The organism is Serratia sp. PGPR-27 (assembly GCF_022678525.1).
GTDB lineage: Bacteria > Pseudomonadota > Gammaproteobacteria > Enterobacterales > Enterobacteriaceae > Serratia > Serratia nematodiphila.
Map to the genome: position 1 here is coordinate 1 of NZ_JALBYS010000033.1, position 20,674 is coordinate 20,674.

The 20,674-nt window shown below is 61.0% G+C and carries 20 protein-coding genes; 6 read left to right on the plus strand and 14 right to left on the minus strand.

Annotated elements, in window-relative coordinates:
- Window positions 1–53: 53 nt before the first annotated feature.
- From ugpB to MMS95_RS17450, 7 genes are all read right to left on the minus strand, one after another.
- Window positions 54–1,373, minus strand: coding sequence for a sn-glycerol-3-phosphate ABC transporter substrate-binding protein UgpB (gene ugpB / locus MMS95_RS17420; protein ID WP_156866376.1), 1,320 nt, complete (start codon window positions 1,371–1,373; stop codon window positions 54–56).
- 187 nt (window positions 1,374–1,560) lie between these two features.
- Window positions 1,561–2,748: a PLP-dependent aminotransferase family protein gene (locus MMS95_RS17425; RefSeq protein ID WP_004934394.1), complete on the minus strand. Its 1,188-nt coding sequence runs from the start codon at window positions 2,746–2,748 to the stop codon at window positions 1,561–1,563.
- Window positions 2,749–2,792: 44 nt separating this feature from the next.
- Window positions 2,793–3,494 (minus strand): high-affinity branched-chain amino acid ABC transporter ATP-binding protein LivF, encoded by a 702-nt coding sequence (gene livF / locus MMS95_RS17430; RefSeq protein ID WP_004934391.1) that lies wholly within the window; start codon window positions 3,492–3,494, stop codon window positions 2,793–2,795.
- A 1-nt stretch (window position 3,495) separates the two neighbouring features.
- Entirely contained in the window at window positions 3,496–4,266 is a 771-nt protein-coding gene (gene livG / locus MMS95_RS17435) for a high-affinity branched-chain amino acid ABC transporter ATP-binding protein LivG (protein ID WP_015376291.1), read from the minus strand.
- A complete protein-coding gene (locus MMS95_RS17440; protein ID WP_088381139.1) occupies window positions 4,263–5,546 on the minus strand; it encodes a high-affinity branched-chain amino acid ABC transporter permease LivM in 1,284 nt (427 codons plus the stop codon). The genes livG and MMS95_RS17440 overlap by 4 nt, the downstream gene beginning before the upstream one ends.
- The gene (gene livH, locus MMS95_RS17445) at window positions 5,543–6,469 is read right to left on the minus strand and encodes a high-affinity branched-chain amino acid ABC transporter permease LivH (protein WP_015376290.1); all 927 of its coding nucleotides are present in this window, start codon (window positions 6,467–6,469) and stop codon (window positions 5,543–5,545) included. The genes MMS95_RS17440 and livH overlap by 4 nt, the downstream gene beginning before the upstream one ends.
- A 117-nt stretch (window positions 6,470–6,586) precedes the next feature.
- The gene (locus MMS95_RS17450) at window positions 6,587–7,702 is read right to left on the minus strand and encodes a branched-chain amino acid ABC transporter substrate-binding protein (protein WP_015376289.1); all 1,116 of its coding nucleotides are present in this window, start codon (window positions 7,700–7,702) and stop codon (window positions 6,587–6,589) included.
- Between the two features lie 405 nt (window positions 7,703–8,107).
- Between MMS95_RS17450 and panM the strand changes: the two genes are divergently transcribed.
- The 3 genes from panM to MMS95_RS17465 are packed head-to-tail and all read left to right on the plus strand — an operon-like array spanning window position 8,108 to window position 11,770.
- A complete protein-coding gene (panM, locus tag MMS95_RS17455; protein ID WP_004934355.1) occupies window positions 8,108–8,500 on the plus strand; it encodes an aspartate 1-decarboxylase autocleavage activator PanM in 393 nt (130 codons plus the stop codon).
- A complete protein-coding gene (locus MMS95_RS17460) occupies window positions 8,497–9,714 on the plus strand; it encodes a DUF3142 domain-containing protein (RefSeq protein ID WP_033631506.1) in 1,218 nt (405 codons plus the stop codon). Before panM ends, MMS95_RS17460 begins: the two co-directional genes overlap by 4 nt.
- Window positions 9,701–11,770 (plus strand): hypothetical protein, encoded by a 2,070-nt coding sequence (locus MMS95_RS17465; RefSeq protein WP_242142009.1) that lies wholly within the window; start codon window positions 9,701–9,703, stop codon window positions 11,768–11,770. Before MMS95_RS17460 ends, MMS95_RS17465 begins: the two co-directional genes overlap by 14 nt.
- Before the next feature lie 64 nt (window positions 11,771–11,834).
- Here the strand turns inward: MMS95_RS17465 and rpoH are convergent, their stop codons facing one another.
- The 4 genes from rpoH to ftsY all read right to left on the minus strand — a co-directional run bounded on the left by rpoH (window position 11,835) and on the right by ftsY (window position 16,135).
- Window positions 11,835–12,692 (minus strand): RNA polymerase sigma factor RpoH, encoded by an 858-nt coding sequence (gene rpoH / locus MMS95_RS17470; RefSeq protein ID WP_242142010.1) that lies wholly within the window; start codon window positions 12,690–12,692, stop codon window positions 11,835–11,837.
- A 317-nt stretch (window positions 12,693–13,009) separates the two neighbouring features.
- Window positions 13,010–13,963: a permease-like cell division protein FtsX gene (ftsX, locus tag MMS95_RS17475; RefSeq protein WP_004934340.1), complete on the minus strand. Its 954-nt coding sequence runs from the start codon at window positions 13,961–13,963 to the stop codon at window positions 13,010–13,012.
- Entirely contained in the window at window positions 13,953–14,624 is a 672-nt protein-coding gene (gene ftsE / locus MMS95_RS17480) for a cell division ATP-binding protein FtsE (RefSeq protein WP_004934337.1), read from the minus strand. Before ftsE ends, ftsX begins: the two co-directional genes overlap by 11 nt.
- Before the next feature lie 5 nt (window positions 14,625–14,629).
- The gene (gene ftsY / locus MMS95_RS17485) at window positions 14,630–16,135 is read right to left on the minus strand and encodes a signal recognition particle-docking protein FtsY (RefSeq protein ID WP_242142012.1); all 1,506 of its coding nucleotides are present in this window, start codon (window positions 16,133–16,135) and stop codon (window positions 14,630–14,632) included.
- 242 nt (window positions 16,136–16,377) lie between these two features.
- On the opposite strand from ftsY, the gene rsmD reads away from it, so the two are divergent.
- Both rsmD and MMS95_RS17495 read left to right on the plus strand, forming a co-directional pair.
- On the plus strand, window positions 16,378–16,998 hold the full coding sequence (rsmD, locus tag MMS95_RS17490) for a 16S rRNA (guanine(966)-N(2))-methyltransferase (protein WP_015376284.1): 621 nt from the start codon (window positions 16,378–16,380) through the stop codon (window positions 16,996–16,998).
- On the plus strand, window positions 16,988–17,260 hold the full coding sequence (locus MMS95_RS17495) for a DUF1145 family protein (protein WP_004934327.1): 273 nt from the start codon (window positions 16,988–16,990) through the stop codon (window positions 17,258–17,260). The genes rsmD and MMS95_RS17495 overlap by 11 nt, the downstream gene beginning before the upstream one ends.
- Before the next feature lie 3 nt (window positions 17,261–17,263).
- On the opposite strand, the gene MMS95_RS17500 is transcribed toward MMS95_RS17495, so the two are convergent.
- The gene (locus MMS95_RS17500) at window positions 17,264–17,620 is read right to left on the minus strand and encodes a DUF2500 domain-containing protein (RefSeq protein WP_015376283.1); all 357 of its coding nucleotides are present in this window, start codon (window positions 17,618–17,620) and stop codon (window positions 17,264–17,266) included.
- A gap of 160 nt (window positions 17,621–17,780) precedes the next feature.
- On the opposite strand from MMS95_RS17500, the gene MMS95_RS17505 reads away from it, so the two are divergent.
- A complete protein-coding gene (locus MMS95_RS17505) occupies window positions 17,781–18,407 on the plus strand; it encodes a lysoplasmalogenase (RefSeq protein WP_015376282.1) in 627 nt (208 codons plus the stop codon).
- A 40-nt stretch (window positions 18,408–18,447) separates the two neighbouring features.
- Here the strand turns inward: MMS95_RS17505 and MMS95_RS17510 are convergent, their stop codons facing one another.
- Window positions 18,448–18,825 (minus strand): AprI/Inh family metalloprotease inhibitor, encoded by a 378-nt coding sequence (locus MMS95_RS17510; RefSeq protein ID WP_004934320.1) that lies wholly within the window; start codon window positions 18,823–18,825, stop codon window positions 18,448–18,450.
- Window positions 18,826–18,880: 55 nt separating this feature from the next.
- The gene (locus MMS95_RS17515; RefSeq protein ID WP_021504810.1) at window positions 18,881–20,344 is read right to left on the minus strand and encodes a serralysin family metalloprotease; all 1,464 of its coding nucleotides are present in this window, start codon (window positions 20,342–20,344) and stop codon (window positions 18,881–18,883) included.
- Window positions 20,345–20,674 lie beyond the last annotated feature (330 nt).

Sequence of the window (20,674 nt, forward strand, 5' to 3'; positions counted from 1 at the left end):
GATCTACACACAGAGGCCATCGTCGGCAGCGTCAGATGTGTATAAGAGACAGGTTATTTGGTTGATGCTTCGAAGCGACGCAGCAGTACGTCACCGCGCTGCACGGCCGCGTCCAACGCCTGCTGAGGCGTTTTCTTGCCGGTCCACACGCCTTCCAGCTCCTCATCCACCACGCTGCGGATCTGCGGCATGTTGCCCAGGCGCAGGCCCTTGGTGAACGGCAACGGCGGCTTGTTCAGCATCTGGCGAGTGGCGACGTCGGCGCCCGGGTTCTTGTCATAGAAGCCCTGCTGCTTGGTCAGGTCGTAAGCCGCGGTGGTGATCGGCAGATAGCCGGTCTTCTGGTGCCATTCGGCGGCGATTTCCGGCTGCGCCAGGTACTGCAGGAATTCGGCTACGCCCTTGTAGGTGGCGGCGTCTTTGCCGTTCATCACCCACAGGCTGGCCCCGCCAATGATGGCGTTCTGCGGCACGTTTTTCGCGTCAGCGTCGTACGGCATCATGCCGACGCCGTAGTTGAATTTGGCGTAGTGCTTGATGTCCGCCAGCGAACCGGAAGAGGCGGTGGTGATGGCGCAATCGCCGTTGTAGAACTTCTCGGTGGATTCGTCTTTGCGGCCGAAGTAGGTGAAATCACCCTTCTTGTTCATCGCTTCGAGCAGCGCGATATGCTTGACCTGCAGCGGTTGGTTGAACTCCAGCTTGGCACTGGTGCCGCCGAAACCGTTGTTTTCACTGGCGAACGGCACGCCGTGCCAGGCGCTGAAGTTCTCCAGTTGGATCCAACCTTGCCAGCCGCTGGCGTAACCGCACTTCATGCCGGCTTCGCGCAGCTTGGCGGTATCCGCCGCCAGTTCCTGCCAGGTTTTCGGCGGTTGATCCGGGTTCAGGCCGGCCTTTTTGAAGGCGTCTTTGTTGTAGTACAGCACCGGCGTGGAGCTGTTGAACGGCTGCGACAGCAGATGCCCGCTCTTGTTGTCGGTGTAATAGCCGGCCACCGTCGGCACGAACACCGATTCGTCGAAGTTGATACCGGCCTCTTTAAACACTTCGTAGACCGGCTTGATGGCTTTGCTGGCCATCATGGTGGCGGTGCCCACTTCGTAAACCTGCAAGATCGCCGGCGCCTTGCCGGAGCGGTAAGCGGCGATACCCGCCGCCAGGCTCTGTTCGTAGTTGCCTTTATAAACCGGCACAATCTTGACGTCGCTGTGCGACTGGTTGAAGCGATCCGCCAGAGAGTCCACTTCTTTACCCAGTTCGCCTTCCATCGAATGCCAGAACGGGATTTCTGTCGCCGCCAGCGCCTGGGCGCTGACCGCCAGGGTCAATGCGACGCACAGCGTGGTTTTGCGAATAGCGTAGGTGAGCATGCCTAACTCCTGAAAAAGCTGGTGTAAAAGCGCGTGAGCGAAAAGAATCAGTTTTTTGTTCGGAAGCTAACATGCCATGCGCGGATGACAGAAAAATAACCGTTAGATGACAGCCACATGACGGCAAGGTGAAGTGAAGATGGCGGTTTGATGTCGGCGGCGGGCATCGGCTCCGCCGCCGCGAGGCTTACAGCGAACGGCGCAGGCGCGCGACCGCTTCTTGCATCTGCTGCTCGGTGGCGGTGGCGAACGACAGGCGGAAGGTCGAACGATCCGGGTTGTCGGAGAAGAAGTATTCCCCCGGCACGAACACCACGCCCTGCTGCAGCGTGGTGTTCAGCCATTCGGTGGCGTTGAACGGCTGGCGGAAACGCGCCCACAGGAACATGCCGCCCTTCGGTTTATCGAAGGTGATGTAGTCGCCCAGCTCCTGCTCCACCAAACCGGCCAGGATCTCGCCCTTCTGTTTGTAGGCGGCGCGGATCTTGTCGATCTGGGCCGGCAGGCGATCCAGGCCGAGGTAGCATTCGACGATGCTCTGCGACAGGGCGCTGGCGTGCAGATCCGCCGCCTGTTTGATGATCGCCACTTTATGCAGCAGGAACGGCGGCAGGATCGCCCAACCCAGGCGCAGGCCCGGCGCCAGGATCTTGGAGAAGGTCGAGGTATAGATGATGTGGTCGGTATTGCCCAGCACCCGCTGCGACACCTGATGCAGCGTCGGGTGGCGCTCTTCGGTGAAACGCAGCTCGCCGTAAGGATCGTCTTCGATGATCAGGAAGTTATGTTCGGCGGCCAGCTTCACCAGCAGTTCGCGGCGCGCGGCGCTGAGGGTGATGCCGCTCGGGTTGCCGAAGTTCGGCACCACGTACACGCCCTTGATACGCTGGGTTTTCAGCAGCTCGGCCAGCTCTTCCACCACCATGCCGTCGCTGTCGGACGAGACCGACATGATGTTGGCTTCCGCCAGTTCCAGCGTTTGCAGCGCCGCCAAGTAGGTCGGGCGCTCCACCACGAACACGTCGCCCGGGTTGACGATGGCGCGCATCACCAAATCCAGTGCCTGCTGAGAACCGGCGGTGACCATCACCTCTTCCGCGCGCGCGGTGACGCCGCGCTCGGCGCACAGCGCGCAGATGCGCTCACGCAGCAGCGGGCTGCCCTCGGTCAGGCCATACTGGAACGCGCTTTTCGGCTGTTCGGTGATCGCCTGCTGGGTGGCAATGCTCAATCCTTCGAAATCGAACAGCGCATCAGAGGGGATGCCGCCCGCCAGCGAAATGACGTGTTCCATCTTGCTGTGCTTAAGCAATTCACGGATGGCCGAACTTTTTACGTTAACGATGCGCTGCGCGAGTAACCCTTCTGTCTTCATTTCTTCTTCTCGTACCTGATTATTTTAATTCGTAGGGGGGCGGATTAACCGCCCAGATACGCCGACCTCACTGCTTCGTTGGCTAACAATGCAGCCCCCGTATCTTCCAACACCACGCGGCCGTTTTCCAGCACATAACCGCGGTCCGCCAATTTCAGCGCCTGATTGGCGTTTTGCTCCACCAGGAAGATGGTCATGCCCTCTTCCCGCAGCTGCTGAATGATGTCGAAAATCTGCTGGATGATGATGGGCGCCAGCCCAAGCGAAGGTTCGTCGAGCAATAGCAGCTTCGGCTGGCTCATCAGCGCGCGGCCGATGGCCAGCATTTGCTGTTCGCCGCCGGACATGGTGCCGGCGCGCTGGCTTCGGCGCTCCAGCAGGCGCGGGAACAGCGTGAACACCCGTTCGATGCGCTGTTGATACTGCTGGCGATCGGCGAAGAAGCCGCCCATCGCCAGGTTTTCTTCCACCGTCATGCGCGAGAAGACGCGCCGCCCTTCCGGTACGATCGCCACCGCTTCACGCATGATGCGCGAGGTTTGCCACTGGGTGATGTCCTGGCCCTGAAAGACGATGCTGCCTTCGCTGGCGCGCGGTTCGCCGCACAGGGTGCCGAGCAGCGTGGTTTTACCGGCGCCGTTGGCGCCGATTAACGTCACGATTTCGCCCTGACTTATCGTGAGACTGACCTGATGCAGCGCCTGAATTTTGCCGTAATGGGCGGATACCTGATTGAATGACAACATATTATTCTTCGCCCAAATAAGCCCGGATCACGTCCGGGTTGTTGCGGATCTCCGCCGGTGTGCCCTGCGCCAGCGGCGTGCCCTGATTCACCACGTAAATGCGATCGGAAATGCCCATCACCAGCTTCATGTCGTGCTCGATCAGCAGCACCGAGACCTTATGCCGATCGCGCAGCTCGACGATCAGATGATCCAGCTCGTCGGTCTCTTTCGGGTTGAGGCCGGCGGCCGGTTCGTCCAGCATCAGTAGCTCCGGCCGGGTCACCATGCAGCGGGCGATCTCCAGCCGACGCTGCTGCCCGTAGGCCAGGTTGCCCGCAGAACGGTTGGCCATCGATAGCAGGCCGACGCGCTCCAGCCACTCTGCCGCGCGCGCCAGCGCCTCGGCTTCGGCGCGGCGGAAAGCCGGGGTTTTCAACAGCCCGGCGAACACGCCGCTTTTCAGGTGCTGATGCTGCGCCACCAGCAGGTTCTCAATCACCGTCATTTCACGGAACAGCCGCACATGCTGGAAGGTGCGCACCACGCCCATACGGGCAATGGCCTGCCCCGCCAGCCCTTCCAGATGGCGATCGCGCAATTTGATGGTGCCGCCGCTCGGGCGGTAAAAACCGGTCAGGCAGTTGAATACCGTGGTTTTACCGGCGCCGTTGGGGCCGATCAGCGACACGATTTCGCCTTCATTGAGCGTCAACGCCACATTGTTGACCGCCAGCAACCCGCCGAAACGCATCGACAGGCCTTCCACCTGAAGTAAAGGTTGAACGCTCATGCCTGTTCCCCCTTGCCCGCGTGAATGTCCGCCGCCTGCAGCTTCAGCTGCGGCCGTTTCATCGGCAACAGCCCCTGCGGCCGCCAAATCATCATCAGCACCATCAGCGCACCCAGCAGCAACATGCTGTATTCATTCAGATCGCGCATCAGCTCGCGCGACACCACCAGCAGGATCGCCGCCAGAATGACCGCGAACTGCGAGCCCATGCCCCCCAACACCACGATCGCCAATACGAAGGCCGACTCGACGAAGGTGAAGGATTCCGGGCTGACGAAACCCTGGCGCGCGGCGAACAGCGTGCCGGCAAACCCGGCGAAGGCGGCGCTGATGGTAAAGGCGGTCAGCTTGATGCGCGTCGGGCTGAGGCCCAGCGAGCGGCAGGCGATCTCGTCTTCACGCAGCGCTTCCCAGGCGCGCCCGAGCGGCATGCGCAGCAGGCGGTTGATGACGAACAGCGTCAGCACCACCAGCAGCAGCGCCACCAGGTACAGGAACACGATGCGATCGCTCGGATCGTATTTCAGGCCGAAGAAGTTATGGAAGGTATCCCAACCGCCGTCGCGCACGCTGCGGTTGAACTCCAGGCCGAAAAAGGTCGGTTTCGGGATCTGGCTGATGCCGTTCGGCCCGCCGGTGATCTCGGTATTGTTCAGCAGCAGGATGCGCACGATCTCGCCGAAGCCGAGCGTCACGATCGCCAGATAGTCGCCGCGCAGCCGCAGCACCGGGAAACCGAGCAGGAAGCCGAAGGCGGCGGTGACGATACCCGCCAGCGGCAGGCTCTCCCAAAATCCGAAACCGTAATAGTGATTCAGCAGCGCGTAGGTGTAGGCGCCGATGGCGTAGAAACCGCCGTAGCCCAGCACCAGCAGACCGGACAAACCCACCACCACGTTGAGGCCGAGACCCAGCATCACGTAGATCAGCGTCAGGGTGGCGATATCCACCGTGCCGCGCGACACCAGGAACGGCCAGGCAACCGCCGCGACGATGAGCAGAGCCGCCAGCAGCTTTTGCCGCGGCGTGGTGCCGTCGAAGCTCGGCAGCACGAACGCCGGGCCGGAGACCTTTTTCAGGCCCTGCAGCAGCAGCGGGCGCAACAGCTGGAAGAAAAAGACGCTGACGCAGCCGATGCCGATCCACATCCAGCGCACTTCCGCCGCGCCGTGCACCACCAGTTTGGTGCCGTCCAGGCTGAGCTGCATGCCCATCAGGAACGACGCCATCACGAACAGCACCGCCGTGGCGATCAGCGCATTAAGCAGATTGAGTTTCATACTTTCTCAACCTCCGGACGCCCAAGAATGCCGGTCGGCATGATCAGCAGCACCACGATCAGCAACGCGAACGACACCACGTCTTTGTATTCGGTGCTCAAATAAGCGGAGGTCAGCGCTTCCGCCACGCCCAGCACCAGGCCGCCGATCATCGCGCCGGGAATGCTGCCGATGCCGCCCAGGACCGCAGCGGTAAAGGCTTTCATACCGGCCATAAAGCCGATGTAAGGGTTGATGACGCCGTAGAACTGGCCGAGCAACACCCCGGCCACCGCCGCCATCACCGCACCGATGACGAAAGTCAGCGAGATCACCCGGTCGGTGTTGATGCCCAGCAGGCTGGCCATCTTCAGATCTTCCGCGCAGGCGCGGCAGGCGCGGCCCATGCGTGAATAGCGGATAAACAGCGTCAGCGCCAGCATCGCCAGGAAGGTCACGAGCCAGATGGTCAGCTGCATGGTGCTGATGGTGGCGGCGAAGCCGTTGCTTTCCCCCAGCACCCACTGGCCGGTCACCAGGCTGGGCAGCGCCAGATCGCGCGAACCCTGCGTCAGGCTGACGTAGTTTTGCAGGAATATCGACATGCCGATGGCCGAGATCAGCGCAATCAGGCGCTTGGAGTTGCGCACCGGTTTGTAGGCCACCCGCTCGATACTCCAGCCGTAGGCGCTGGCGATGACGATCGAGACCAGGAACGCGGCGCCGATCAGCAACCAGCCGACGTCGATGCCGAGCATCATCAGGGCGGCGATAACGATAAAGGAGACATAGCTGCCGATCATGTACACCTCGCCGTGGGCGAAGTTGATCATGCCGATGATGCCGTAAACCATGGTGTAACCGATGGCGATCAATGCATAGGTGCTGCCCAACGTTAAGCCGTTGAACATCTGCTGCAGAAAATAGAGGAGCTGCTCTGACATACTCTGAACCCTTGGCTGCGAAACCCGCCGACGGAGAACCGGCGGGTAAAGGGAGACGGGGCCGGCAAGCCGACCCGCCGGGCGCAGCGGGCTGCGCCCCACCCTAATCATTATGGCTTATTTGATCGGTGTGGACGTGCCGTTGGCATGCCATTCGAACACGCCGAACTCGAAGCCTTTCAGATCGCCCTTGTCATCCCAGCTCAGCGGCCCCATCACGGTGTCCACCGGCTTGCCGGTTTTCAGATCCTTGACGATGTCCGCCGGCTCCTGGCTGCCGCTGCGCTCCATCCCGGTGGTCAGCGACTGCAGCGCGGCATAGGTGGTCCAGACGAACGGGCCGGTCGGATCCAGCTTCTTGGCCTTCAGCGCATCGACGATCGGCTGGTTGGCGGGCACCTGATCGTAGCGTTTCGGCAGCGTCACCAGCATGCCTTCCGAGGCGGCGCCGGCGATGTTGGACAGCGAGGAGTTGCCCACGCCTTCCGGCCCCATGAAGCGGGTGGTCAACCCGGCCTGTTTGGCCTGACGCAGGATCTGGCCCATTTCCGGGTAGTAACCGCCGAAATACACGAAATCGATATTCTCTTTCTTCAGGCGCGCCACCAGGGTGGAGAAGTCTTTGTCGCCGGCGGTGATGCCTTCGAACATCGCCACTTCGGTACCCTGTTTTTTCAGGCTGTCGCGCACCGAGCGCGCCAGGCCTTCGCCGTATTGCTGCTTATCGTGCACCACGGCGATGCGCTTCGGCTTGATGTCGCTGAGGATGTATTTGGCGGCGGTCGGGCCCTGATCCGAATCCAGACCGGTGGTGCGCAGGATCATCTTGTAGCCGCGAGTGGTCAGATCGGCGTTGGTGGCCGCCGGGGTAATCATGATCACGCCTTCGTCTTCATAGATATCGGACGCCGGCTGAGTGGAAGAGGAACACAGGTGGCCAATCACGTAACGAATGCCGTCGTTGATCACCTTGTTGGCGACCGCAACCGCCTGTTTCGGATCGCAGGCGTCGTCGTATTCCACGCCGACCAGCTTGTCGCCCTTGATGCCGCCCTTGGCGTTGATGTCGGCAATCGCCTGGCGCGCGCCGGTAAACTCCATGTCGCCATACTGCGCGACCGGGCCGGACATCGCCCCGACGATCGCCACCTTGATGTCTTTCGCCATAGCCGCCTGGCTCATGGCCATCGCAATGCAACCCGCCAGCAGTGCCTTACCTGTTGTTAATTTCATCCGCAAATCCCCATCTGTCGTTGTGAACGTACCTGTTGTGTTTGTCTGCGCCCGATCGTTATTGACCGCTTTTGTTATAAGTAATAATGATTTAGGCGCTTTGTCGGCATTATTTTCTAATAAGACTTTATTTTTCATGCCATTAAACAGGAATTTTCTGCTGCAAATCAACTTCATCAGGCAGAAACAAGCGGTGTAAACAGGATAAAATTCGAATTAAATCTGCGCCGTTTACCTTGAGGCGTAGCGCGTTGTGCTGGTTAACAATCCCTTTACTAACTATTTACTCGGAAAATGCCCCGTGCAAAAAACATATTGCACAGTAATCGTACAGAAAAACTTACACAACGCTCTGCGCAAGATCTATTACACTGTCGGCATCATTTAGCTGCGCGGAAATTCTGTATGAAACTGACCATCGAGCGCCTGACCGCGCTGTCCCCGCAAGACCTTATCGATCTCGGTAAAATTTGGCCGCATCAGCAGCCGGAACAGTGGCAGAGCTGGTTGAGCGGCGGCAAGGCGCTGTTTGCCGCCCGCTTCAACGAGCGTCTGCTGGGCGCGGTGAAAATTGCGCTGCAGGATGACCGCGCCGAGCTGCAGGACTTGCTGGTGCGCGAAGTGACGCGCCGCCGCGGCGTCGGTCTTTACCTGGTGCAGGATGCGCAGCGTCAGCTGCCGCAGGTCGCTCACTGGCAGCTGTCGACCGCCGGCCTGGCGCCGCGCGAACGCGGGGAAGTCGATAACTTCATGCGCGCCTGCGGCTTCGCACCGCAGGGCGATCTCTGGCAAAAATGAAACGCCGGTTGGCGGCGCTGGTCTTGATTGCGCTGGGGCTGGCGGCCGCGTTCCTCGGGCGCCAGCAGGCGCTGCGCCTGGCCTCAGACTGGGATCAGCAGGTTTATGTCTGGCAGCGGGTCTGGACGCCGCAGCACGCCGATGCGCTGGCGCACAGCCGCGATCTGTTCGCCGGGCTGCGGGTGCTGGCGCTGCAGGTGCATCCACGCGAGGGCTGGCGAGAAATCCCGGCCGATCTCAGCCTGCTGAAGCAGGACGGCCGCCCGCTCTGGCTGGTAGCACGCCTCGACGGCCAGCTGCCGCAGCTGGACCAAGAAGCCATTATCCAGCGTCTGCTGGCGCTCGCCCAGCGCTGGCAGGCGGCCGGGCTGCCCGTCACCGGCGTCGAGATCGATCATGACGCCGCCACGGCCCGCCTGCCGGACTACCAACGCTTTCTGCAGCGGCTGCGCCAACGGCTGCCCGCCGCTTTGCAACTCGGCATCACCGCCCTGCCCGCCTGGATCGGTTCACCCGGCCTGCCCGGCGTACTGCAACAGGCCGACAGTTCCGTCCTGCAGGTGCATGCGGTGCTCTCGCCGCAGCAGGGGCTGTTTGACGGCTCCTTAGCGCTACGCTGGGTGCGGCAGTACGCCGCCGTCACACCGAAGCCGTTTCGCGTCGCGCTGCCGGCCTACGGCATGGCGCTGCTGGGGTTTGATGCACAGGGCGCGCAGGTGGAGAGCGAATCCTCGCTGCGCATGGCGGGCAACGGCCGCGAACTGACGGTCGCGCCGCAGCAGATCGCCGATTTTCTGCAAACGCTGGCGCAGCAAACGCCGCCCCGGCTGCGCGGCATTATCTGGTTCCGCTTGCCGCTGGCGGACGATCGGCGCGCCTGGTCGCTCGCCACGCTGCGAGCGGTGATCGAACGGCGGCCGCTGAATGTCGACTGGCAGGTAAAATTTAGGCCTCAGCCACAGCAAAACGGGCTGTATGATCTGATAATTCATAACAACGGGCCGGTGGACGCCCCGCTGCCGCAAGAAGTCATCATCCGCGCCGACGACTGCCTGGCGGCGGACGCGGTCGGCAACTACCGGCTGGAATCCGCACCGCAACGGCAACGCTTTATTCGCATCAGCGGCGATCAGCTGCGCGCCGGGCAATCCCGGCCGCTGGGCTGGCTGCGCTGCCAACAACTGACGCCAGGAGGCACCCTTGTCACACCTTGATTCGCGCGCGGCACGGAACACCCGCCGCCTTCTTCCGCTGGCCATGCTGATCGGCGCCGCACTGCCGCTGGGCGGCTATGCCTGCGGCCCGGATTTTCCTAACCGGCTGCTGATCGATCGCAACGGCACCCTGCTGTATATGCCGGAGGGCAATTTCGCCTTCGAAGCCGGCCGGCTGGTGCCGGCGGACAGTCAGTTGCCGCACTGGCAGGCCCCGCCGCCGCCGATGCCGCCGAAACCGATGCCGCAATCGCCGGAAACGATAGCGATCGGCAAAATGCGCGCCGCCAAAACGGTGGAAGAGGCTGACGCCGTCAATACGCAAGGGTTGTCCAACGCTGCGCGTCTCTATCAACTGGGCGCCGTGGCTTTCGCCAGCCACGATCCGCGCGCCGCAGACTATTTCCAGCAGGTGCTGAAGCTACCGGCCGCCGAGCAGGGCGACTGGGGACTGCGGGCGCAGTATTCGCTTGGCCGCGTCCTGATGGCTGACCACGGTACACCGGTGAATGAATCCGGTGAAGCGGTTCCCGCCGCCGAGCATCCGCCTAAAGCCGAACTTGAACAGGCGCTGACGGCATTCCAGCAGGTGATCGATCGGGTGAAAAACGGCGCCACCGATCCCGATCAGCTGGCGCTGAGCAGCCTTGGGCAGCAGGCGCGCATCCACCTGTGGCTGGGTGACGTCGCCCCCGCCGCCCACCTGTACGCACAGCAGGCGGCGCAGGGCGATCCGAGCGGCGGGCAGTCGCTGCAGTACGTCTCCAGCCTCCTGGTCAACCCCGACCATTTGGACACGCTGAAACAGATTATCGGCGATCCGTTGATCCAGCAGTTGGTGACCATTGAGCTGTTCGCGCGCAGCGGCAACCTGCAAATGGCGGATACCGACGGCAACGGCCGCTCCGCCCAGATCATCAGCCAGATCCTGACGCTGCTGGACGGCTCAGTGAAAAGCGGCTTCGCCGGCAGCGATCGGCTGGCGGCGTTGGCTTACCGTTCGGGGCAGTACCCGATGGCGGCGAGCCTGCTGAAAAACGCCGGCGACAGCGGCCTGGCGTGGTGGCTGCGCGCGAAAATGGCGCTGCGCGACGGCGACGTGAAAGCCGCCACCGCCGCCTACGCCAAGGCGGCAAGCGCGTTCCCCGCCGACGAAAGCTGGGGCGAGCAACGCAACGCCGACTTTGTTGCGGAAACCATCGTGCCCGAATGCCGGGTGGCCGGCGAACAGGCCATCCTGGCGCTGAACCGCGGCGACTATCTGCAGGCGATGGACCTGCTGTATCGCGGCAAAGCGCTCTACTGGGCCGACGTGGCCGACGTGGCGGAGCGGGTGCTGACCGTCGATGAGTTGAAAGGTTTTGTCGATAAGCACGCCCCGGCGCCGACGACGCCGCTCAAGCCGGTTAATCCGGACGACTACGGCGGCCAGCAGAGCACGCCGGAGGTGCAGCTGCGCGAACTGCTGGCGCGGCGGCTGATGCGCGCCGGACGAGCGCCGGAGGCGCTGGCCTACTTCGATATCCCCAACTACCGGCAGGCGGCGCAGCAGTACGCCGACGAGCTGAAGGCCGCCAAGGACAAATCCGCCGCACCGCTGGCGCGCGCGCAGGCTTACTATCGCGCCGCCAACCTGCTGCGCGCCCAGGGGCTGGAGTTTACCGGGTATGAGATGACGCCGGATTACGCCATCTATGGCGCCGGCTATTCCTATCTGGGGGATGCGTTCGATACTCGCGAGCTGAAGCATAAAAGCTGGATCGACAGCGCAGAAGCGGCGCGCGCCAAGGCGGCGCTACCGGAGGAAGACAACCGTTTCCTGCACTATCGCTGGCAGGCGGTGGGGCTGGCGCAACAGGCGGCCGATCTGCTGCCGCCGAAGAGCCAGGCCTATGCCGCCGTGCTGTGTAACGCCGCCAGCTGGGTTATCAAGCGCGATGCCAAAACCGGCCGGGCGCTTTATCAGCGCTACATCAACACTGGCACCCGCTACCCGTGGGCGGCGAAATTCGGCTACGACTGCCCGGCGCCAGACTTTGCCGCCGTGGCGCCATAGCGCCGAATTTCAGGCACTAAAAAGCCCGGCTTGCCGGGCTTTTTTTATCGAATCTCGCATCGACTCAGGCTTCGATCGCCATTTTCAGTTTCTTCATGGCGTTCTTTTCCAGCTGGCGCACGCGTTCGGCGGAAACGCCGTACTGATTGGCCAGCTCCTGCAGCGTCGACTTGTTGTCGTCGTCCAGCCAACGGGCGCGAATGATATGCTGGCTGCGCTCGTCCAGACCTTCCAGCGCATAGGCCAGTTTGTCTGCGGCGTTGCTTTCCCAGTTATCTTCCTCGATGCCTTCGGCGAAGTCCGAGCTCTTGTCCTGCAGGTACAGCACCGGCGCCATCGACTGGCCGTCGCGGGCCTCGTCGTCCGGAGTCGGATCGAACGTCATGTCCTGCGCCGCCATGCGCGATTCCATCTCGCGCACGTCTTTGCTGGTTACGCCCAGCTCACGGGCCACCAGTTCCACTTCGTCCTGGTTGAACCAGCCCAAACGCTGTTTGGTTTTGCGCAGGTTAAAGAACAGCTTGCGCTGCGCTTTGGTGGTCGCCACTTTCACGATGCGCCAGTTGCGCAATACGTACTCGTGGATTTCCGCCTTAATCCAATGCACCGCAAAGGAAACCAGACGCACGCCGACTTCAGGGTTGAAGCGGCGAACGGCTTTCATCAGGCCGATATTGCCTTCCTGAATCAGATCCGCCTGCGGCAGACCATAGCCTGAATAGTTGCGGGCAATATGAGCGACAAAGCGCAGGTGAGACAGGATGAGCTGCTTAGCGGCATCCAGATCGCCCTGATAATGCAGCCGTTCAGCCAGCTCCCGCTCTTCCTCTGCCGTCAGCATCGGATAGGCGTTGGCTGCCCGGATATAGGCTTCCAAGCTACCTTGGGGTACTAAGGCTAAAGTTTGCATTTCTTTGGTCATTCAAACCCTCTCTATGAGAATACAAAATCATGCAGGTGATTATTACAGCGGGGAAATGATTGATTCTACGGCAGTTGCTGAAGCAAAAGCGGTTCCACACGCCGGGCACCTTAACATTTGCTGCAATTTTTGACCGTATTCCGCCCCAGAAGTTCACCCTTTTTTGCAAGCATTGTTGCTGACAATACGTGACGAAGGTGCAGGCCGATAGGGAATTTGTGCGCTAAGAAGAGAGGGATGGTGCTGACTTCGCTTGAGGTCACTCTTCTCCCGCAACGCGATCAAAAGCAGCAGGAGAAGAGTATACCAAAAAAATCTTACTGTGGTGTAAATCGGCGTAAATGTTGCACCGTCGCCAGCCAGGCGGCGATCCAGCCGATCATCGCGGAGATGATCAGCAGCAGCAGCGCCTCATCCCAACCCAGCCCGTGCAGGGTGAAGGTGGTGCCGAATACCTTGGCCACGCCGGCGACCACCGACTCCAGCTGCCACACCAGCGCGCCGGACAGCACCAGCGACAGCAGCGCGCCGGCAAAGCCCAGCATCGCCCCGCCGTTGAGGAACGGCCGCAGGATAAAACCGTCGGTGGCGCCGATCAGTTTCATCACGTTGATGGTGTCGCGGCGGCTGAAGATGCTCAGACGCACGCTGTTGCCGATCACCAGGAACACCGCCACGATCATCAGCACGCCGATGATCGCCGCAATCTGGCCCGCCAGCCCGGTCAGCGCCGCCAGGCGGGCAAACCAGCTGTCATCCATACGCACTTCTTCCACGCCCTGCACCGCCGCCACGCGATCGCGCAGGGTGTTGAGGGTGTCCGAACTCTGGAAGCTCAGCTTCGGCGTGACGATCGCCACCGCCGGCAGCGGGTTCTCTTCCAGCATGTCCAGCGCGCCGCCAAAGCCCGACCAGTTGCGGAACTCGCCGCGCGCTTCTTCACGCGACAGGTAATTGACCTTCTCCACGCCGGCTTCCGCCTTGATGGCGTCGAGCACTTTCAGCGCGGCGTCGTCATCGAGCGATTTATCCAGATAGACGGTCAGCTGCGGCGTCGGATACCACTGGCTGGCCGCGGTGCTGACGTTTTTCCACACGATGTAGCATACGCTCGGCAGCGTCAGGGAAATGGCGATCACCATCACCGTCAGCAGCGTCGCCAACGGCTGACGCAGCATGTCTTTGATGGCGTTCATCCAGGCGTAACGCCACTGTTCGCGCCAGCCGCCGCGCAGCGCCTTGCTCTTGGCGGTTTTTGCGTTATTGGCCATGGTGAGCGCCTCCTTGCATGCGGCCCTGGCTCAGCGTCAGGATGCGGTAATTGCGGCGGGCGATAAGCCCGGTGTCGTGCGTCGCCATCAGAACGGTCACGCCGACGCGGTTGAATTCTTCAAACAGGCGCAAAATGCCTTCCGACAGCGCATCGTCCAGGTTACCGGTCGGTTCATCCGCCAGCAGCACCGCCGGCTTGTTCACCACCGCACGGGCGATGCCCACACGCTGCTGCTCACCGCCGGACAGCTGAATCGGGAAGTTTTTCGCTTTATCCAGCAAACCGACCTTGTCCAGCGCGGCGGAAACGCGGCGGCGGATATCTTCGGTGCTGGCGCCGGCGATGATCAGCGGCATCGCCACGTTGTCATACACCGTGCGATCCAGCAGCAGGTGGTGATCCTGGAAGATCATGCCGATCTGCCGGCGCAGGAACGGCACCTCGCGGTTTTTCAAACGGCTGATGTCGTGGCCGCCAAACCAGATGTGGCCGGCGCTGGGCCGTTCGATACCGCAAATCAGTTTCAGCAGGGTACTTTTCCCCGCGCCGGAATGGCCGGTCAGAAACGCCATCTCCGCCGGGCGCAGATGGAAATCAACCCCCTGCAGCGCTTGCCGTCCGCCCAGATAAGCTTTACTGACCTGTTCAAAGCGAATCATCCGTATTAATCCTCTCGGGCAAAAAGTGCCTCAATAAAATCGTCAGCCTTAAACGGCCGCAAATCTTCGATGCCTTCCCCGACGCCGATATAGCGGATCGGGATACCGAACTGATCGGCGATGGCGAAGATCACCCCGCCCTTGGCGGTACCGTCCAGTTTAGTCAGCGTGATGCCGGTTAAGCCCACGGCCTCATTAAATAATTTCGCCTGACTGACCGCATTCTGGCCGGTGCTGGCATCGAGCGTCAGCATAACCTCATGGGGGGCCTGGTCGTCCAGTTTTTTCATGACGCGGACGATCTTCTTCAGCTCTTCCATCAGGTGCGATTTGTTCTGCAGACGGCCGGCGGTATCGGCGATCAACACATCGATGCCGCGCGCCTTGGCGGCCTGCACCGCATCGAAGATCACCGAAGCGGAATCCGCGCCGGTATGCTGCGCCACCACCGGAATGCGGTTGCGTTCACCCCACACCTGCAGCTGCTCCACCGCCGCGGCGCGGAAGGTGTCCCCCGCCGCCAGCATCACCGACTTGCCTTCCGCCTGGAACTGGCGCGCCAGCTTGCCGATGGTGGTGGTTTTACCCACGCCGTTCACGCCGACCATCAGGATGACATACGGGGTTTTCCCGCTGACATCCAGCGGCTGATCGACCTTGGCCAGAATTTCGGACATTTCCTCCTTCAGCTTGCCGTACAGCGCTTCGGCGTCTTTCAGCTGCTTGCGGCTGGCGTGCTGGGTCAGGGAGGTGATGATCTTGCGCGTGGTGTCCACGCCAACGTCGGCGATCAGCAGCTGTTCTTCCAGCTCGTCGAACAGGTCGTCGTCGATCTTTTTACCGCGGAACAGCCCCATAAAGCCGGAGCCGAGGTTCTGCTTGGTCTTCAGCAGGCTGCGCTTCAGGCGCGCGAAGAAGCCCTCTTTGGTCGGGCGCTCCTGCTCTTGCGCAGCGGCCGGCACGACGGGTTCCAGCGGCTCTTCTTCCGCTTCCGGCTCTGGCTCAACGACCAGCTCAGATTCGATGACCGGCTCGGGCTCGATGACCGGCTCGGGTTCGACGACCGGCTCAGGCTCAACGACCGGCTCAGGCTCAACGACCGGCTCGGGTTCGACGACCGGCTCAGGTTCGATGACTGGCTCGGGTTCGACGACCGGCTCGGGTTCGGTAACAGGTTGCTGCTGCGCCGCCACCTGTTCGGTGACGCTGACGATCTCTTCGGCCAGCGCTTGCGCCGCCGGATGCTCGGCCGCTGCCGGCAGATTTTCCGCGATTTGCTCGCCGGCCTGACCGTTATCCCACTCTCCCGGGGTGTCGACGGAGGCGGCAGGTTCAGATTCCTGGGCGGGGAGCTTGTCGTCCAGCTTGGCGGTGACCGGTTCAGCCGGCGTCTCCGCGGCCTGAGGTTCCGCCTGCTCTACCGACGGCTCAGGTTGCTGTTGATCTTCTTCCTTCTCCTTCTGGCCAAACCCCAGCCAGGAGAAAAACCCACGTTTCTTATCTTTTGCCATGTTATGACTCTACTCCGTACCGAAGGCTCGCTTACCCTCCATACCTGAAGGATATATGCTGACAATAATCCGCCGAGTCTATCACTTTCCCTCGCCCAGCAACACGCATCCGGCATGCTTTCCGGCGTGAAATCAGACAACAACGTTTTACCGTTCCCCCCGACGCCCGTCACCGGTAGAATAGGGACAACTTTTCGTTAACCTCGGCGGCCCCGCGCCGCGAAAGAAACCAAACAACGCTTATGACAAGACTCTCGCCACGGGCGGCGGCCAAAAAACCGCCCCAGGCCGCAGCCGGACAGATCCGCATCATCGGCGGCCAATGGCGCGGTCGCAAACTCCCGGTGCCGAACAGCCCGGGGCTGCGCCCCACCACCGATCGGGTACGCGAAACCCTGTTCAACTGGCTGGCGCCGGTGATTCAGGGCGCGCGCTGCCTCGACTGTTTCGCCGGCAGCGGCGCATTGGGGCTGGAAGCGCTGTCGCGCTATGCCGGCAGCGCCACGCTGCTCGAATTCGAACGGCCGGTGGCGCAGCAGCTGGAAAAAAATCTGGCGCTGCTGCAGGGCAAAGGGGTGGTTATCAACACCAACGCGCTGAGCTGGCTGGCGGGCGATGGCCAACCGTTCGACGTGGTGTTCCTCGACCCGCCGTTTCGCAAAGGCCTGCTGGCGGAGACCGCCCTGTTGCTGGAGCAACGCGGCTGGCTGGCCGACGAGGCCTGGATCTATGTAGAAGCCGAGGCGGAAAGCGCCGCGGCGGACGTGCCTGCCAGCTGGCAGCTGCACCGGGAGAAGGTCGCCGGCCAGGTGGCCTATCGCCTTTATATTCGTTCGCAAGAGAAAACCGACCATGTTGATTAATCTGGGCCGCCTGCTGATGCTGTGCGTGTGGGGCTTCCTGCTCTCTAACCTGTTCCATCCGTTTCCCAAGCCGCTGAAGTATTTCATCGACGTGGCGCTGTTCTTTATGGTGGTGATGCACGGCCTGCAGCTGGTGCTGTTGAAATCCACCCAGCCGAAGGATCAGCCGATCAGCTACTGGCAAGAGGCCAAGATCTTTATCTTTGGCGTGTTCGAGCTGCTGGCCTGGCAAAAGAAACAGCCGCCCATCAAGAAGAAGTGACCGCTACGGCTGAGCGGTGAACGAGACGAAGCGCGTGCCCTGCATGTTCAACGTGCCCTGCGCGCCCTTTTCTATCGGGTTGTACTGCCATTGCTTCAGCCGCAGCTGGATGTCTTCACCTCCCTGTACCGGGCTGAACACCACCTCGTAATTCATCGGTTCATTGACCAACGGCTCGCGCTGCGGCGCGCGGGTCTTGGTGACCGGCACCGCGCGTTTGTCGCTCACCGTCACCTGCAGACTGCGCATCGGCGCGCGATCGTTTTCCGCCTCCTGCTGCCGCTGCTTGAAGTAGCGTTGCGTGGCCAGCACGGCGATCAGCGCAATCACGGCGACAAAAAATAACGGTGGCTTACTCATCGGTTTCCCATTTCCTTCGCGGCTAAATCAGCGTAAACATAGCATTCTCAAGAAAGCATTGTCGATCGCCGGCAGGCTACCTACACTGAAATGAAGAAGTGACATGGGTGACAGTTTGGAGCCGGTGGTTGCGGCTCCCTCATACATAAGGAAGACATAAATGAGTTGGCCGTTCCTTGCCGTATTCTTTTCCGGTTGGCTGTTCGTCGACGCCTCTTACCGTGGACCGCGCTGGCAGCGCTGGGTGTTCAAACCCGTCACGCTGCTGCTGCTGCTGCTGTTGGCCTGGCAGGCGCCGGTGCTCAGCGCTGCGGGTTATCTGATCGTACTCGGCCTGCTGGCGACGCTGATCGGCGACGCATTGCTCCTGTTGCCGCGCGAACGGGTGCTGTATGCCATCGGCGCCTTTTTCCTGTCCCACCTGCTGTACACCCTGAGTTTCGCCAGCCAGATGACGTTCAGCCTGTTCTGGCCGCTGCCGCTGGCGCTGCTGGCGATCGGCGCACTGCTGCTGGCCACCGTCTGGACCCGGCTGGAAGAGATGCGCTGGCCGATCGTTACCTACGTGGCGATGACGCTGCTGATGGTCTGGCTGGCGGGCGAACAATATTTCCTGCGCAGCACCGATTTCGGCTTCTCGCTGCTGACCGGCACCTCGCTGCTGCTGCTGGCCAACGTGGTTTGGCTGCTCAACCGCTACCGCTTCACCTTCCGCGCGGCGGACGCCATCGTGGCTTTCTGTTATTTCTCCGGCCACTTCCTGATCGTGCGTTCGCTCTACCTGTAGAGACCTACCGCGGGTTCGGCGCGCCGAACCCGTTTCTTCATCAAGCCAGCGCTTTCAACGTCAGAGCATCATCCGCACCCAGCTGATTGCGGTACAGATCGCCGTCGCGCGAGAAGAACGCCAGCGTGCTGCCATCCGCCCGCAGCAGGGCGATGCCGTCCGGAGCCGGGCGCCAGCCCACGACTTCCGCCGCAAACACGCTCTGCAAACACTGTTGCCGATCCACCAGCTGATAGCCGTTGGTCTCGCTTTGTTCATGCGCCAGAAACTCGATTTGGCATTGCCGTTCGCTGTCGGCCACCTGCCATTGTCCCGCCAGCGACTGCGCGGTCGGCAATGCCAAACTGCCGGCCATCACCGCACTCGTCACCATCATGCCACCCGCCGCCAAAGCGGTGCGCGCTAAAGTACCTTTCATACCGGGCTCCCGCGTCACGCCCGGCCGAGACTGCGCCGGGCGTTCCGTTGCTGTGTTACACGATAAAGTCCGTGGCGACGTCTACCTGGCCGACGATTTTCACCAGGAAGTCCGGCGCCTGATGCCCGCCGATGTTCACCGACAAATCGGTCACGTTGCTGGACGCGTTGTAGCTCAGCAGCGCCTCACCGGCCGTGCCGCTGAAGTGATCGACGAAGTGGATGAAATCACTGCTATTCGCTTCTTTATTGAAGAACGACAGGTCGATCTTGTCGATCCCTTTTTGGAAGTCGCGGATCCAGTCGGAAGCACCCGGTGCGGAATCGCTGGCGGCAGAGAACACAAAGATGTCTTTGCCGGCACCGCCCCACAGTTCATCCGCCCCGCCGCCGCCGAACAGCACGTCGTTACCCGCGCCGCCTTTCAGCACGTTGTTGGCCGCGTTGCCGACGATCACGTCGTTGCCGGAACCGCCAATGGCGTTCTCAATGGTCACACCGGCGGCGATCGAGACGTTGCCCTTCAGGCCGCCCACGTCGGAGAACGATTTCTCATTCAGGTTGATGCGCTGGTTAGCGGTATAACCGGAGAAGTCGAAGGTATCGTTGCCACCCGCATCCCAGGCTGCAAAGATCACTTTCTGCGAATTGCTGGTGGTGCTGAGGAAGTCACGACCGGTATTGGAGTTAAAGCCGTACACGGTGTCGCCGGTGCGGGTCGACAGGTTGGCGCCATACAGATGCTGAATGGCGGCAATGTCATCCAGCAGCGGAGCCGCGGCATAGTGACCGCCGTTGTCGCCACCGGTGTTGGTTTCACTCCAGTAACTCATCAGGCTGAACTGGCGGGTATCTTCCGCATAGGTGACGTCGTTATAGGTCGGGTTGCCCTCACCGGCGTTGTAGTCGCCCGGGTGGCTGAGGCCCAGCGCATGGCCAATCTCATGGGTGAATGTCTGGCGGCCGTAGTCTTCGGTCGCCGGATGCTTCACGTTGGATTGGTTGACGTTGTACCAGGTCTGGCCGCCCAAATCCTGGCCCTGCCAAATGGTGTTCGGCAGGAAGGCGTAGGCCTGGGTACCATAATCATAGTGGCCGGGACGATCCTGACTGTAATTGCCGAAGGTGATATTGGCCTTTTGACCGGCCGCCACTTCGGTGAAGGTGATATTGGCGACGTCGGCCCAGGACTGCAGCGACAGCTTAGCCTGCTGCTGCTGTTCCGCGCTGAACTTGCTCAGCCCGGTATCGCCGGCGACGTTGGTGGAAGAGAACTTATAGTCCGGGAAGGAGAAGGTTAATTTGACCGGCTGGCCAAATACCTTGTAACCGTTCCAGGTTTGGTTCTCGCGGGTAATAAACAACCCAGCTTGCTCGTTAGAAAATGAATCCTTGCCATTAATCTGAATCCCGTTACCCCGCTCATGATAATGCAGCAGGTCATCTACAGCATCGTAGCCGGTTGCCGCGGCCGCAAGGCTGGATTCAGTAATTTCAATTGCCTTTTTAGTAGATTGCATTGGTTCGATTCCACTCATTACCTGATTGATATCAATCAGACAGATAGACATAACCTCCCCGTAAGCCACGGTTAATAAACCTTAAGCTTGCTGGAAGGGGCTTATGCGCCGTTACCGGCAGTGTGTTAGGTAGAATTAATGCATATATATCAGCAAATAAGATCACCATTAAAAATGGTAATCGATTCCAATTATAGGCAGGGTCGCAAAACTGCACATAAAATAATCAACCATTTATTATCGCAACGAAAGTTTGTTATGCTGCTTTTTAGAGTTCTTTACAAAGCAAATGAAACTTGATGAGGATAAGTTGGCACCAAACTTCAATAG

Bases quoted from the DNA above. Each gene is read 5' to 3' on its own strand.
- livG (WP_015376291.1), bottom strand. From the start codon at position 4,266: ATGAGCGTTCAACCTTTACTTCAGGTGGAAGGCCTGTCGATGCGTTTC.
- livH (WP_015376290.1), bottom strand. From the start codon at position 6,469: ATGTCAGAGCAGCTCCTCTATTTTCTGCAGCAGATGTTCAACGGCTTA.
- panM (WP_004934355.1), top strand. From the start codon at position 8,108: ATGAAACTGACCATCGAGCGCCTGACCGCGCTGTCCCCGCAAGACCTT.
- MMS95_RS17495 (WP_004934327.1), top strand. From the start codon at position 16,988: ATGTTGATTAATCTGGGCCGCCTGCTGATGCTGTGCGTGTGGGGCTTC.
- MMS95_RS17460 (WP_033631506.1), top strand. From the start codon at position 8,497: ATGAAACGCCGGTTGGCGGCGCTGGTCTTGATTGCGCTGGGGCTGGCG.
- MMS95_RS17505 (WP_015376282.1), top strand. From the start codon at position 17,781: ATGAGTTGGCCGTTCCTTGCCGTATTCTTTTCCGGTTGGCTGTTCGTC.
- ftsE (WP_004934337.1), bottom strand. From the start codon at position 14,624: ATGATTCGCTTTGAACAGGTCAGTAAAGCTTATCTGGGCGGACGGCAA.
- rsmD (WP_015376284.1), top strand. From the start codon at position 16,378: ATGACAAGACTCTCGCCACGGGCGGCGGCCAAAAAACCGCCCCAGGCC.
- MMS95_RS17425 (WP_004934394.1), bottom strand. From the start codon at position 2,748: ATGAAGACAGAAGGGTTACTCGCGCAGCGCATCGTTAACGTAAAAAGT.
- ftsX (WP_004934340.1), bottom strand. From the start codon at position 13,963: ATGGCCAATAACGCAAAAACCGCCAAGAGCAAGGCGCTGCGCGGCGGC.
- MMS95_RS17510 (WP_004934320.1), bottom strand. From the start codon at position 18,825: ATGAAAGGTACTTTAGCGCGCACCGCTTTGGCGGCGGGTGGCATGATG.
- MMS95_RS17515 (WP_021504810.1), bottom strand. From the start codon at position 20,344: ATGCAATCTACTAAAAAGGCAATTGAAATTACTGAATCCAGCCTTGCG.
- ugpB (WP_156866376.1), bottom strand. From the start codon at position 1,373: ATGCTCACCTACGCTATTCGCAAAACCACGCTGTGCGTCGCATTGACC.
- MMS95_RS17500 (WP_015376283.1), bottom strand. From the start codon at position 17,620: ATGAGTAAGCCACCGTTATTTTTTGTCGCCGTGATTGCGCTGATCGCC.
- ftsY (WP_242142012.1), bottom strand. From the start codon at position 16,135: ATGGCAAAAGATAAGAAACGTGGGTTTTTCTCCTGGCTGGGGTTTGGC.
- MMS95_RS17440 (WP_088381139.1), bottom strand. From the start codon at position 5,546: ATGAAACTCAATCTGCTTAATGCGCTGATCGCCACGGCGGTGCTGTTC.
- rpoH (WP_242142010.1), bottom strand. From the start codon at position 12,692: ATGACCAAAGAAATGCAAACTTTAGCCTTAGTACCCCAAGGTAGCTTG.
- livF (WP_004934391.1), bottom strand. From the start codon at position 3,494: ATGTTGTCATTCAATCAGGTATCCGCCCATTACGGCAAAATTCAGGCG.
- MMS95_RS17450 (WP_015376289.1), bottom strand. From the start codon at position 7,702: ATGAAATTAACAACAGGTAAGGCACTGCTGGCGGGTTGCATTGCGATG.